This window comes from Aeribacillus sp. SP014 (genome assembly GCF_054055575.1).
The window spans coordinates 2,714,305-2,726,986 of sequence record NZ_JBSRXI010000001.1 but is presented as its reverse complement, the minus strand read 5'-3'; the positions used below and the strand labels follow the sequence as shown (position 1 = coordinate 2,726,986).

The following is a 12,682-nucleotide window of genomic DNA, read 5'->3' as shown; positions in this document are numbered from 1 at the left end:
ACAATCTAGTAAAGAAAGACAGGAGAGGATAGGATATGCAGAATATTCAGCGTTTTTTACTAAAACAATTGAAAGATCAATCAACCGTCTATTTATTTGTGCTTATATTGTTCATAATGGGAGTAATTTTTGGCGCAATCATCGTAAACAGCATGAGCATTACGCAAAAAGAAGATCTGTATTATTATTTAAACCTGTTTTTTGGACAAGTATCGGACGGAAAACTTGCCAGCTCGTTTGAAATGTTCAAGCAAAGTTTTTTCCACAATACAAAATATGTAGGGCTTATGTGGCTTCTAGGCATTTCGATCATTGGTCTGCCGATTATTTTTATCATGTTATTTTTAAAAGGAATGGTCGTTGGATTTACAGTCGGATTTTTAGTAAATCAAATGAAATGGGGCGGATTTTTGCTGTCATTCGTTTCCGTTTTGCCGCAAAATTTGCTGCTGATACCTGTGTTTCTTATTATGAGCGCATCGGCAATTTCTTTTTCCTTCAAGCTCATTAGACAGCTTTTTGTAAAAAAGTTCCACGATCAGCCGTTTAGAATGTTTGCAGGCTATGCAGTCACATTTTCTTGCTTGATCGCCGTTATATTGCTCGCTGCAATGTTAGAAGCATATGTTTCCCCGATCCTGATGAGAGGGACGATCGATTTTATTTATAAATAATAATTATTATTTAATATAAATTTTATTTTTTAATTTAAAATTATTTCAGTTGGACACTTTCTTTTATTTTGTTATAATATATGAGGAATGCGGCGAGGGAGGGAAAGTGTCATGGAAAACCGCATAGAGCGTATAAAAAAGCAGTTGCATTCTTCAAGCTATAAATTAACCCCGCAAAGGGAAGCAACCGTTCGTGTTTTGCTTGAACATGAAGAGGATCATTTAAGTGCCGAAGATGTTTACCTCCTCGTTAAGGAAAAATCGCCTGAGATCGGGCTCGCAACAGTGTACAGAACGCTGGAATTGTTAACTGAGCTGAAAATTGTTGATAAAATAAACTTTGGAGACGGGGTTTCCAGATATGATTTGCGCAGGGAAGGAGCCGCTCATTTTCACCATCATCTCGTATGTATGGAATGCGGTTCCGTTGATGAGATTCAGGAAGATTTATTAGAAGATGTTGAAAAAATTGTCGAACGAGATTGGAAGTTTAAAATTAAAGATCATCGTCTAACTTTTCACGGCATATGCCACCGCTGTCAGGAAAAAGAAAAAGAAGATAACAAGAAAGAATAAAGCCTTTTCCGCGAGGGGAAAGGTTTTTTTATATTATATACGTATAAAGATTGTCCAGACGGTCATATCTTTAAATATAAGAAAATATGGCCTTGTGGAGGACGAACATGGAAAAATGGACGAAAACCGTAAAGAATATGCTTAAAATTTTTATCTTGTTTACAGGATTTACGATTTTGTTCTACTATGCTATTATATGGGTTAACTTGGAATATCAAGATTACCATCGCTATGACGAGCCTGAAGGATCTGCCGTAAAGGTGACAAGCGTTGTGGAAGAACAGAACGATAATTGGCTGAATCGCTTAATATTCTTTTATTTAAACGGGGAGTAGAAAAGATTGAACGATCATATCCAAGATTTTATTCATTATTTGACCGTTGAGAGAGGACTTGCGAACAATACGATCGTTTCATATGAGCGAGACTTGAAATCGTACAAGCAATTTTTGAACGAAAAACTGAATATTCAAGAAGTGCAAAATATTCAACGCTATCATATTTTGCAATATTTGCATTTTTTGAAAGATCAAGGGAAATCCAGCAAGACAATCGCCCGGCATATCGCCTCAATCCGCGCTTTCCATCAATTTTTGTTAAGGGAAAAAGCTGCGGATGAAGACCCGTCCGTCCATATTGAAACACCGCAGATTGAACGGAAGCTTCCGAAAGTGCTGTCTCTTGAGGAAGTGGAGCGGCTTCTTGAAACGCCTGAGCTGACCTCACCGATTGGATATAGAGATAAAGCAATGCTTGAACTTTTATATGCGACAGGTATTCGGGTGAGTGAAATGGTTCATTTGAATCTTTCAGACGTCCATTTGATCATGGGATTTATCCGATGCTACGGAAAAGGGAAAAAAGAACGGCTCGTTCCGATTGGAGAAAAAGCAACAAAAGCGCTGGAGGAATATTTGGAAAAGGGCCGGCCAAAGCTTGTAAGACAGAAGCATAAAACGGATGCCTTATTTTTAAACCATCATGGAAAAAGAATTTCCCGCCAAGGATTTTGGAAAAATTTAAAATCGATTGCGGTTAAAGCAGGAATACAAAAAGAATTGACTCCTCATACATTGCGACATTCCTTTGCCACCCATCTGCTTGAAAACGGCGCTGATCTAAGAGCGGTGCAAGAAATGCTAGGTCATGCTGATATTTCAACCACGCAAATTTATACTCATGTGACAAAAACACGTTTAAAAGATGTATATAAAATGTACCACCCCCGTGCTTAATGCCATCGTCATGCTAAAAATCAAGTTGCTCGTCTGTTTCGGCAAGCATTAGGAAAAAATATAATCATCACCGCTTTCAAATGGCAGGAGGAATTTAACATGCAGCATACATATAAACGCGTCTTTTTAATTGTAATGGATTCAGTTGGAATCGGCGAAGCACCGGATGCAGAGCTTTATAACGACAAAGGTGCTGACACGCTTGGCCATATCGCTGAACATCTCGGCGGTTTGCATTTGCCGAATTTAGCGAAGCTCGGATTGGGGAATATACGTGAAATAAAAGGTGTTCCAAAGACAGACAAGCCGCTCGCCTTCTATACAAAAATGAAAGAAGCTTCAGCAGGAAAAGATACGATGACTGGTCATTGGGAGCTGATGGGGTTAAAAATCGATTCTCCTTTTCAAGTATTTCCAGACGGCTTCCCAGAAGAACTGATAGAGGAGCTTGAAAAAAGAACCGGGCGAAAAGTGCTTGGCAATAAGCCGGCAAGCGGTACGGCAATTATAGAAGAGCTTGGAAAAGAACATATGAAAACAGGAGCCATCATTGTCTATACGTCGGCAGACTCTGTTTTACAGATTGCTGCACATGAAAAAGTCATTCCTCTGAACGAATTATATCAAATTTGTCAAATTGCCCGCGAACTGACTTTGGATGAAAAGTACATGGTTGGGCGAGTTATAGCTCGTCCGTTTGTCGGGGAGCCGGGGAATTTTGAACGGACTGCCAACCGGCATGACTATGCTTTAAAGCCTTTCGGCCGAACAGTTATGAACGAGTTGAAGGACGGAGGATTTGATGTAATTGCCCTTGGGAAAATTTCCGATATTTATGACGGCGAAGGCATTACAGATGCAATCCGGACAAAGTCGAATATGGATGGATTGGACAAATTGATCCAAACATTCGACCGGGATTTTACAGGTCTTTCCTTTTTGAACCTTGTCGATTTTGATGCAAAATTCGGCCATAGAAGAGATCCTGAAGGGTATGGACAAGCGCTTGAGGAATTCGATGCTCGTCTTCCTGAAGTGTTCGAAAAAATGAAGGAAGAAGACCTGCTCATCATCACAGCAGACCATGGAAACGACCCTCTTCATCATGGTACAGATCATACTAGAGAATATGTTCCGCTGTTAGTTTATAATTCAACCTATACAAAAGGAAAAGAACTGCCAATCAGAGAAACATTTGCAGATGTAGGAGCAACCATTGCAGAAAATTTCAGCGTGCAAATGCCAAATTACGGAACAAGCTTTTTAACAGAATTGAAGCAGGGGGATTGATCAATGTCAATTGTGGAAGAAGTTGAAAAGGCCTCTCAATTTTTAAAAGATAAATGCAAACAAACTCCAGAGATCGGTCTCGTTCTAGGATCAGGTTTAGGAGTTCTCGCTGAAGAAGTGGAGGATGCTGTAACCATTCCATACAGCGACATTCCTTATTTTCCGGTTTCCACTGTTGAAGGGCATAAAGGCCAATTCGTAATTGGGGAGCTAAATGGCAAAACAGTAGCGATCATGCAAGGCAGATTCCATTTTTACGAAGGGTATAGTGTAAAGCAAGTGACATTTCCTGTGCGAGTCATGAAGGCGCTGGGTATTCATTCCTTAATTGTGACAAATGCAGCCGGAGGGATCAATCAGTCATATCAGCCAGGTGATTTAATGCTGATTACCGATCATATTAACAACATGGGACAAAACCCTTTAATTGGCGAACATAGCCCTGAGCTTGGCGACCGTTTTCCCGATATGTCGGAAGCGTACGATAGCAGACTAATCCAGCTGGCAAAAGAAGCAGCGAAAGAGCTTGGCATCGAAATAAAAGAGGGGGTTTATGTTGCCAATACTGGACCGTCCTATGAAACGCCGGCTGAAATACGGATGTTAAGAGCGATCGGGGGAGACGCAGTTGGCATGTCAACAGTTCCAGAAGTGATTGTGGCGAATCAAGTCAAAATGAAAGTGCTTGGCATTTCATGTATTACGAACATGGCGGCTGGTATTTTAAAACAGCCTTTGACGCATGAAGAAGTCATGAAAACGGCGGAAATGGTTCGGGCTGATTTTATAGCGCTAGTAAAATCCATCGTAGCAAAAATGTAGAAAAAGGTGATTTGCATGCGAATGGTCGATTTAATAGAGAAGAAGCGGGATGGGAAAGCGCTCACAAAAAAAGAAATCCGTTATATCATTGAAGGATATACGGCCGGGGAGATTCCGGACTATCAAATGAGCGCTTTCGCCATGGCCGTTTTTTTTAGAGGTATGACGGAAGAGGAAATGGCGGAGCTCACAATGGCGATGGTTGATTCTGGAGAAAAGATCGATCTTAGTGAAATTAAAGGAATAAAAGTGGATAAGCATTCGACCGGAGGAGTTGGCGATAAAACTACGTTGGTGCTTGCGCCGCTTGTGGCTTCTGCTGGTGTTCCTGTTGCCAAGATGAGCGGAAGAGGTCTTGGCCATACCGGCGGAACGATTGATAAACTAGAATCGATCCCGGGGTTTCATGTTGAAATAGACAATCAACAGTTTGTCCGTTTAGTCAATCAAAATAAAATTGCAGTCGTTGGACAAACGGGGAATTTAACTCCCGCTGATAAAAAACTGTACGCATTAAGAGATGTGACAGCGACGGTTAACAGTATTCCTCTTATTGCCAGCTCCATCATGAGCAAAAAAATCGCTGCCGGAGCGGATGCCATTGTTTTAGATGTTAAAACCGGATCGGGCGCTTTTATGAAAAATATAGAAGAATCAAAAAAACTGGCAAAAGCGATGGTGAAAATAGGGGAAAACGTCGGCAAAAAAACGATTGCCGTGATCTCCGATATGAGTCAGCCGTTAGGGTTTGCCATCGGAAACGCTCTTGAAGTCCAAGAAGCGATTGATACATTAAAAGGTGAAGGTCCTGAAGATTTAACTGAACTATGTTTAACGCTTGGCAGCTATATGGTGTATATGGCGGAAAAAGCAGACAGTTTAGAAAAAGCGCGTAAACTGCTCGAGCAATCCATTGCTTCCGGAAAAGCTTTAGAGACTTTTAAAACATTTGTCTCTGCCCAAGGGGGAGATGCCTCAATTGTGGACGATCCATCAAAATTGCCGCATTCTTCGTATACATTCGAATTAAAGGCGAAAGAAGATGGCTATGTAAACGAAATTGCAGCTGATGCAGTCGGGACTGCCGCCATGTGGCTTGGTGCCGGAAGAGCGACGAAAGATGCTGCAATTGATTTGGCAGTCGGCCTCATCCTCCATAAAAAAATAGGCGATTACGTAAAAAAGGGAGAAACATTCGTTACAATTTACAGCAATCAACAAGATATTGAAAAGGTGGAACAAACTTTATACTACAGCATTAAAATTTCGAAAAACAAAACAAAAAAGCCTGTCCTTATTTATGAAACAATAACAAATTAGGAAAGAAAAAAAGAATCGGGTAATCCCGATTCTTTTTTTGTATAACTTTTTAATAATTGGAAAAAATGGGTTTTATACAGATAATTTTACCAGTAAAAATTCATTCTCATTTCATTTTTAGAGTCTTTTACATTTCATTAGATTAGATTGCAGTTACATATGAGGAATGGAGGATGTGGAGATGAAACAATTACTACTGTCTGTCATGGCAACATTTGTTCTTTTTTTTGGGGTTTCAACGGCTGCGTGGGCAGAAGAAAAAAATGTCAAACTAGTAGATGGAGTGAAATCGGCTATATTGATTGAGCGGGATACAGGTCAAGTACTATATGAAGAAAATTCAGATACACCGCTGCCGCCCGCCAGTATGACGAAAATCATGACGCTTCTTCTTATTATGGAAGCTCTTGATAAAGGAAAGATTCAAATGGATGAAAAAGTAAGAGCGAGCGAATATGCAGCATCCATGGGGGGATCGCAAATCTTTTTGGAGCCTGGGGAAGAAATGACAGTGGAAGATTTATTAAAAGGAATTGCGATTGCTTCCGGCAATGATGCGTCTGTCGCGATGGCGGAGAGAATTGCAGGATCAGAAGAACAGTTTGTATCCATGATGAATCAAAAAGCGAAAGAGCTCGGACTGAAAAATACGCATTTTAAAAATTCGACCGGATTACCTGCAAAAGGACATTATTCGTCGGCAAAGGACATGGCGGTTATTGCCAAAGAGCTATTAAAATATGAAGAAATTACGAAATTTACGGGAACATATGAGGATTATTTACGAGAAGGAACAGACAAAAAATTTTGGTTGGTCAATACAAATCGGCTTGTGAAATTTTACGACGGAGTTGACGGTGTAAAAACAGGTTATACAAACGAAGCGAAATACTGTTTAACGGCAACAGCCAAAAAAGGGAATATGCGGGTTATTGCTGTTGTATTTGGAGCTAAAACGCCAAAAGATCGAAATGCTCAAATCACGAAGCTGTTAGACTATGCCTTTTCCCAGTATGAAACCCATCCTCTGTTTAAACGAAACGAAGTGGTGACAAAAGCAAAACTGAGCAAAGGAAGCGATAAAGATGTACAGCTGATTACTTCGGAGCCTGTTTCCATTATAACCAAAAAGGGCGAAAGCATTGATGATATTAAACAAGAAATTATGTTTAAAAACCACCTGGTAGCGCCAGTGAAAAAAGGAGATGAGCTTGGAACCCTCGTGCTGAAAAAGAATGGAAAGGTTTTTGCTGAAAGCAAGCTTGTGGCTAAACAAGATGTTCGCGTTGCGAGCTGGTGGAAGCTGTTCAAAAGGGTTCTAGGCGAATGGACGAAGGCCGAAAAATGATATTTTTGGCGAAATTCCACTAGTTTTGTCTTCAGGCAGGAAATATGAAAGGTCAACTCGAAAGATTCAATATCATAGTTGAAGGAGGAATATGATCTTGAGTCTAGCGGTTGACCTTGAAGTAAAAGAAAACGTGTTATTGATACGTCTGTCAGGGGAGCTCGACCACCATACAGCAGAGGAACTTCGGCAAAAAGTCAATGATGCCATCGAAAATAACTCTATTCAACATATTTTATTAAATTTAGAACAATTAACTTTTATGGATAGCTCCGGACTTGGAGTGATTCTCGGGCGTTATAAGCAAATAAAACATCTCGGCGGTGAAATGATTGTTTGCGCCATCTCCCCGAGTGTAAAGCGTCTTTTTGACATGTCAGGTTTATTTAAAATTATTCATCTGGCCGAGACAGAGAAAGCGGCTTTGCAAACGTTGGGGGTGGCGTCATGAAAAACGAAATGAAGCTTCAATTTTCCGCTGTAAGTCAAAATGAATCATTTGCAAGAGTAGCTGTAGCTTCCTTTATCGCACAGCTAGATCCGACGATCGATGAACTAACCGAAATCAAAACAGTAGTTTCCGAAGCTGTGACAAATGCGATCATTCACGGTTATGAAAATAATCCTGACGGTATTGTGTATATTTCCTGCACGCTAGAGGACCATATCGTTCATTTGACGATTCGAGATGAAGGGGGGTAGGAATTGACAACATTGAAGAAGCTAGACAGCCGCTTTTTACAACAAAGCCTGAGCTGGAGCGTTCAGGAATGGGATTTACCATCATGGAAAATTTTATGGATGAAGTGAAAATAGAATCGGAAAAAAATAAAGGCACAATCATTCGATTAACAAAACATCTTACAAAAAGCAAAGCTTTATGTAATTAAGGAGATTAGCTTATGGATGTGGAGGTCAAGAACGAACATTCGAATGGACAATTGAAGGATCAGGAAGTCAGGGATTTGATTAAAAGAAGCCAGCAAGGCGATCAGGCAGCCCGCGATTTGCTTATCCAAAAAAACATGCGGCTCGTTTGGTCAGTTGTGCAGCGATTTTTAAACCGAGGCTATGAGGCGGATGATCTATTTCAAATCGGCTGCATTGGCTTAGTGAAATCGGTCGATAAGTTTGATTTGTCGTATGATGTTAAATTTTCCACTTATGCTGTTCCGATGATTATAGGAGAAATTCAACGATTCATCCGGGATGACGGAACAGTAAAAGTGAGCCGTTCATTAAAAGAGCTCGGAAATAAAATTAGACGGGCTAGAGAGGAACTGTCCAAAACACTTGGCAAGGTGCCAACAGTAGGGGAGATCGCTGACTACTTAGATATTTCACCTGAAGATATCGTTCTTGCACAAGAAGCTGTACGTGCACCTTCCTCCATCCATGAAACGGTTTATGAAAATGATGGCGATCCGATTACATTGCTGGATCAAATTGCAGATCAAAATGAGCAAAAATGGTTTGATCAAATAGCATTAAAAGATGCTATGAACAATTTAGGCGAGCGGGAGCGGCTGATCGTTTATTTGCGGTATTATAAAGATCAAACACAGTCGGAAGTCGCAAAACGGTTAGGAATCTCACAAGTTCAGGTGTCCAGACTGGAAAAGAAAATATTAAAGCAAATGAAAGACCGAATGAGCGGATAGCTCTTTGGTCTTTTTTTGTGGAAATAAATGGTCTTGATCATTTTGCATGAGGGAGTGGCGAACGTTTCATACTATTAGAAAAAAGTAGGATGTGAAAGGGCGTGAATAAAACGGTTTATGTGCGTCTAAAGCATCGTATTCAGGCAAAACCGAACGAAAGGATCACGCTTAACAAAATCGCGAAAATAATTGCAGACGAAGCGATAATCAGCAAAATGGGGGATCAAATCATTCATCAAATTCAATCAAAAGATAAAACATATGTTGTCATTGATGTCATCAACGTCATAGAAAAAATCCAATCCATTGATCCTTCCCTTGATGTCCAACCTGTTGGGCCGACGCAAACAATTGTTGAAATTCAAAATCATCGAAAAAAATTTGCTCCCGTCCTTTTTTTTCTTGTATGGCTGTTATTATTTGTCGGATCGGCTTTAACGATTATGAACTTTCATGAAGATGTCAGCATGCAGCGGATGCATCGCAATTTGTATCAGTTTTTCACTGGCAATAAGATCGATAAGCCGTTAATTTTGCAAATCCCCTACTCCATCGGTTTGGGGCTGGGAATGGTTCTGTTTTTTAATCACGTTTTTAAAAAGAAATTTAATGAAGAGCCGAGTCCGTTGGAAGTCGAGATTTTTAATTATCAAATGGATCTCGACCAATACATCGCCATAAACGAAAACAAAGAAAGCGTGAAAAATGATGATGATTAAATGGTTCATGCTTTTGTTTACGGGGTTTGCAGGGGGCTTGGCTGTCGGGTGTGGATTTGTTGCGTTTTTATCTGTTCTCGGAATCATTCCAAGACTCATGCAACTGACGAAGACAATAAAATGGATTCGTTTGTATGAATGGGCTGTTATTCTTGGCGCCGTGTCCGGCGGTTGGTTCAGCCTCTCTCCCGTCTATTTGCATGCTTCGCATTATTGGTTTATCCCGATCGGTCTCCTTTACGGAATATTTGTCGGAATGCTTGCAGCAGCATTAACAGAAGTGCTGAATGTATTTCCGATATTAGCGAAAAGGATCGGCATTGATGACAAAATCGTTATGTTGATGATGGCGATCGTTTTAGGAAAAATTTGCGGCTCTTTGTTTCATTGGCTTTATTTTGCTGGTCTGTAAAGGCAATTTGTCATATGATCGGAGGAAACATAGCATGATGCGGTTAACGGGAAAGCAAACATGGGTGTTTCAACATAAATTGTTTGTCAATAAAACGGCAACTGTCGTTGGGCCGAAGGAAGCGAAAGGACCGCTTAAGGAAACATTTGATGCTCATTTTGATGATATGTACTGCGGTGCGCCGTCTTGGGAATTGGCCGAGCGGAATTTAATGGAGCAGGCGATCAGCCGCTGTTTAAAAAAAGCTGAATTAAAGGAAGAGGATATTGATTTGTTTTTGGCGGGGGATTTATTGAACCAAAATGCTACATCGAACTATACAGCTAGAATGCTCAATATTCCGCTGTTATGTATGTACGGGGCCTGTTCGACTTCAATGGAAACAGTCGCTGCGGCATGCGCGCTGATCGATGGGGGGTTCGCGAACAAAATTATCGCTGCCACAAGCAGCCATTATGGCGCAGCTGAAAAGCAGTTTCGGCATCCAACGAATTTCGGCGGACAAAAACCAGAAACAGCGACGACAACCGTAACAGGGGCAGGTGCTGTATTAATCAGCAAAGACGAAAGTGAGATTGCCATAACGGCTGCAACGATCGGCAAGGTGATCGATGTTGGCAGGAAAAACCCTTATGATATGGGGTCCGCAATGGCGCCGGCAGCTGCAGATACAATTAAGCAGCACTTTCGTGATTTAAATCGGACTCCTTCTGACTACGATTTAATTCTTACCGGCGATCTTTCGGGAGTCGGCAGTCCGAAGCTGAAGGAATTATTGCTTGAGGATGGGTACGACATCCGAGGCAACCATTCAGATTGCGGGCTGTTAATTTTTCATCCAGCACAAAGAGCATTTGCCGGCGGGAGCGGATGTGCTTGTTCAGCAGTTGTAACTTACGGCCACATATTCCAAGAAATGAAAAAAGGAAATTTAAAACGAGTATTGATGGTGGCAACCGGGGCTCTGTTAAGTAAAACGATGATCAAGCTGAACGAATCGATCCCGGCCATAGCTCACGGAGTAGTTTTTGAAAGACAGAGATAGAAAGGCGGGAAAAGGTGAGCTGAACATGAATGATGAAGAGAAAGGATTCGATAGCATGACGAAATTAACCGATCAAGAAAAAAGTCAAATCTCTCCCAAGCTGCAAGATACCGAAAAATTTTTTCGAGATCATATTGGCTTAGGAACAAGCTTTGATTTAGGCGTGCGCAAATTTATGCTTCTCGGAAAACAAGTGCATTTATATTATGTGACAGGACTTTGCGATTCACTTTATGTCATCGAACTGATCAAGGAGCTTTTGAAAATCAATGATCATGAAACGGAAGCCAATCGTTTAAAGGAAATTGTCAAAAACCGTCTCGTTCATCAGCAAGTAACATTGGTTCAAACGCTTGATGAAGCAGTCGATCAAGTGTTGTCAGGCTTAGTCGTTTTTTTTGTCGAAGACAGCGATTTTGCTTTTGTTGTCGATGTCCGCAACTATCCTGGAAGACAGCCGGAAGAGCCGGATACGGAAAAAGTGATTCGCGGCGCACGTGACGGTTTTGTGGAAAATATCGTTGTCAACACGGGACTGATTCGGAGAAGAATAAGGGACGAACGTCTGAGATATGAAATCATGAAAATCGGCGAGCGATCAAAAACCGACATTGCGATCGCGTATTTGGAAGATGTGGCGGATCCAGGATTAATTGAAGTGATCAAAAAGGAGTTAAAAACGATAAAGATTGACGGGCTTCCAATGGCAGATAAAACAATTGAAGAATTTTTAGTAAAGCAAGGCTTTAATCCGTTTCCGCTTGTCCGCTATACGGAAAGAGCGGATGTCGCTGCAGTTCATTTGCTGGAAGGACATGTCATTATTCTTGTTGACACGTCCCCGAGTGTCATTATTACGCCAACTACTTTTTTTCACCATGTTCAGCACGCCGAAGAATACCGTCAGGCGCCAGCGGCCGGAACGTTTGTCAGATGGGTGCGCTTTTTTGGCATGCTAGCTTCTATTTATTTGCTTCCTCTTTGGATGCTGTATGTAGTGCAGCCGTCTTTACTGCCGGAGGCTATATCTTACATCGGACCAAACAAAGAAAAAAATATTCCGATTGTTGTTCAAATTTTTCTTGCTGACATAGGGATTGAGCTTTTAAGAATGGCAGCCATTCATACACCGACAGCTCTTTCAGTGGCGATGGGTTTAATTGCAGCAGTTCTCATAGGACAAATTGCCATCGATGTCGGTTTGTTTTCGCCGGAAGTTATTTTGTACGTTTCCATTGCGGCGGTCGGTACTTTTGCAACCCCGAGCTATGAATTGAGCGTAGCCAATAAAATCGTTCGTTTTGTATTGCTGCTATTAGTAGTGATCTTTAAAGTGCCCGGATTAGTGATCGGCTGCACACTGTTCATCCTTTTCCTTGCCAGCATTCGATCGTTAAATACGCCTTATTTATGGCCGTTTATCCCTTTTAATCCTCAAGCCTTTTGGCAGATCATCGTCAGGTCGTCGGTGCCTCATATAAAAGTAAGGCCAAGCATTGTTCATCCGCAGAACGTAAAAAAGCAGCCTTAAAAAAATTTGAAAGAGAAAATGTTTTATGGTAATGTATTTTTAACTTTTA

General features: G+C 41.1%; 14 protein-coding genes and 1 pseudogene. All 15 read left to right on the top strand.

All coding sequences use genetic code 11. The features are described 5' to 3' along the window. Positions 1-35: 35 nt before the first annotated feature. The 15 genes and pseudogenes from spoIIM to ACVIJU_RS13230 all read left to right on the top strand — a co-directional run bounded on the left by spoIIM (position 36) and on the right by ACVIJU_RS13230 (position 12,633). Positions 36-674: a stage II sporulation protein M gene (gene spoIIM, locus ACVIJU_RS13300; RefSeq protein ID WP_066247667.1), complete on the top strand. Its 639-nt coding sequence runs from the start codon at positions 36-38 to the stop codon at positions 672-674. 111 nt (positions 675-785) lie between these two features. Continuing rightward, the gene (fur, locus tag ACVIJU_RS13295; RefSeq protein WP_063388338.1) at positions 786-1,250 is read left to right on the top strand and encodes a ferric iron uptake transcriptional regulator; all 465 of its coding nucleotides are present in this window, start codon (positions 786-788) and stop codon (positions 1,248-1,250) included. 107 nt (positions 1,251-1,357) lie between these two features. Continuing rightward, on the top strand, positions 1,358-1,585 hold the full coding sequence (locus tag ACVIJU_RS13290) for a YqzK family protein (protein ID WP_063388337.1): 228 nt from the start codon (positions 1,358-1,360) through the stop codon (positions 1,583-1,585). A 6-nt stretch (positions 1,586-1,591) separates the two neighbouring features. Beyond that, positions 1,592-2,485 carry a site-specific tyrosine recombinase XerD gene (gene xerD / locus ACVIJU_RS13285; protein ID WP_063388336.1) on the top strand — a complete coding sequence of 298 codons (894 nt, stop codon included), beginning with the start codon at positions 1,592-1,594 and terminating at the stop codon, positions 2,483-2,485. A 99-nt stretch (positions 2,486-2,584) separates the two neighbouring features. Next, on the top strand, positions 2,585-3,775 hold the full coding sequence (gene deoB, locus ACVIJU_RS13280) for a phosphopentomutase (protein ID WP_327873322.1): 1,191 nt from the start codon (positions 2,585-2,587) through the stop codon (positions 3,773-3,775). Between the two features lie 3 nt (positions 3,776-3,778). Further along, a complete protein-coding gene (locus tag ACVIJU_RS13275; RefSeq protein WP_094246165.1) occupies positions 3,779-4,597 on the top strand; it encodes a purine-nucleoside phosphorylase in 819 nt (272 codons plus the stop codon). A 15-nt stretch (positions 4,598-4,612) separates the two neighbouring features. Continuing rightward, positions 4,613-5,917: a pyrimidine-nucleoside phosphorylase gene (locus ACVIJU_RS13270; protein ID WP_456687676.1), complete on the top strand. Its 1,305-nt coding sequence runs from the start codon at positions 4,613-4,615 to the stop codon at positions 5,915-5,917. 181 nt (positions 5,918-6,098) lie between these two features. After that, positions 6,099-7,265 carry a D-alanyl-D-alanine carboxypeptidase family protein gene (locus tag ACVIJU_RS13265; RefSeq protein ID WP_063388332.1) on the top strand — a complete coding sequence of 389 codons (1,167 nt, stop codon included), beginning with the start codon at positions 6,099-6,101 and terminating at the stop codon, positions 7,263-7,265. 97 nt (positions 7,266-7,362) lie between these two features. Next, on the top strand, positions 7,363-7,716 hold the full coding sequence (gene spoIIAA, locus ACVIJU_RS13260) for an anti-sigma F factor antagonist (protein WP_063388331.1): 354 nt from the start codon (positions 7,363-7,365) through the stop codon (positions 7,714-7,716). Continuing rightward, positions 7,713-8,155: pseudogene (gene spoIIAB / locus ACVIJU_RS13255) on the top strand (anti-sigma F factor). Before spoIIAA ends, spoIIAB begins: the two are co-directional and overlap by 4 nt. Positions 8,156-8,167: 12 nt before the next feature. Next, positions 8,168-8,926, top strand: a complete 759-nt coding sequence (gene sigF, locus ACVIJU_RS13250; protein ID WP_456687675.1) for an RNA polymerase sporulation sigma factor SigF — start codon at positions 8,168-8,170, stop codon at positions 8,924-8,926. A 101-nt stretch (positions 8,927-9,027) separates the two neighbouring features. Beyond that, positions 9,028-9,645 (top strand): stage V sporulation protein AA, encoded by a 618-nt coding sequence (locus tag ACVIJU_RS13245; RefSeq protein ID WP_456687674.1) that lies wholly within the window; start codon positions 9,028-9,030, stop codon positions 9,643-9,645. Beyond that, positions 9,635-10,057 carry a stage V sporulation protein AB gene (locus ACVIJU_RS13240; RefSeq protein ID WP_063388663.1) on the top strand — a complete coding sequence of 141 codons (423 nt, stop codon included), beginning with the start codon at positions 9,635-9,637 and terminating at the stop codon, positions 10,055-10,057. Before ACVIJU_RS13245 ends, ACVIJU_RS13240 begins: the two co-directional genes overlap by 11 nt. 37 nt (positions 10,058-10,094) lie before the next feature. Next, a complete protein-coding gene (gene spoVAD / locus ACVIJU_RS13235) occupies positions 10,095-11,102 on the top strand; it encodes a stage V sporulation protein AD (protein WP_063388662.1) in 1,008 nt (335 codons plus the stop codon). Positions 11,103-11,157: 55 nt separating this feature from the next. Continuing rightward, positions 11,158-12,633: a spore germination protein gene (locus ACVIJU_RS13230; RefSeq protein ID WP_327855896.1), complete on the top strand. Its 1,476-nt coding sequence runs from the start codon at positions 11,158-11,160 to the stop codon at positions 12,631-12,633. Positions 12,634-12,682 lie beyond the last annotated feature (49 nt).

Coding starts and splice junctions, on each gene's coding strand:
- spoIIM (WP_066247667.1), top strand. CDS start 36: ATGCAGAATATTCAGCGTTTTTTACTAAAACAATTGAAAGATCAATCA.
- fur (WP_063388338.1), top strand. CDS start 786: ATGGAAAACCGCATAGAGCGTATAAAAAAGCAGTTGCATTCTTCAAGC.
- ACVIJU_RS13290 (WP_063388337.1), top strand. CDS start 1,358: ATGGAAAAATGGACGAAAACCGTAAAGAATATGCTTAAAATTTTTATC.
- deoB (WP_327873322.1), top strand. CDS start 2,585: ATGCAGCATACATATAAACGCGTCTTTTTAATTGTAATGGATTCAGTT.
- ACVIJU_RS13275 (WP_094246165.1), top strand. CDS start 3,779: ATGTCAATTGTGGAAGAAGTTGAAAAGGCCTCTCAATTTTTAAAAGAT.
- ACVIJU_RS13270 (WP_456687676.1), top strand. CDS start 4,613: ATGCGAATGGTCGATTTAATAGAGAAGAAGCGGGATGGGAAAGCGCTC.
- ACVIJU_RS13265 (WP_063388332.1), top strand. CDS start 6,099: ATGAAACAATTACTACTGTCTGTCATGGCAACATTTGTTCTTTTTTTT.
- sigF (WP_456687675.1), top strand. CDS start 8,168: ATGGATGTGGAGGTCAAGAACGAACATTCGAATGGACAATTGAAGGAT.
- ACVIJU_RS13240 (WP_063388663.1), top strand. CDS start 9,635: ATGATGATTAAATGGTTCATGCTTTTGTTTACGGGGTTTGCAGGGGGC.
- spoVAD (WP_063388662.1), top strand. CDS start 10,095: ATGCGGTTAACGGGAAAGCAAACATGGGTGTTTCAACATAAATTGTTT.
- ACVIJU_RS13230 (WP_327855896.1), top strand. CDS start 11,158: ATGACGAAATTAACCGATCAAGAAAAAAGTCAAATCTCTCCCAAGCTG.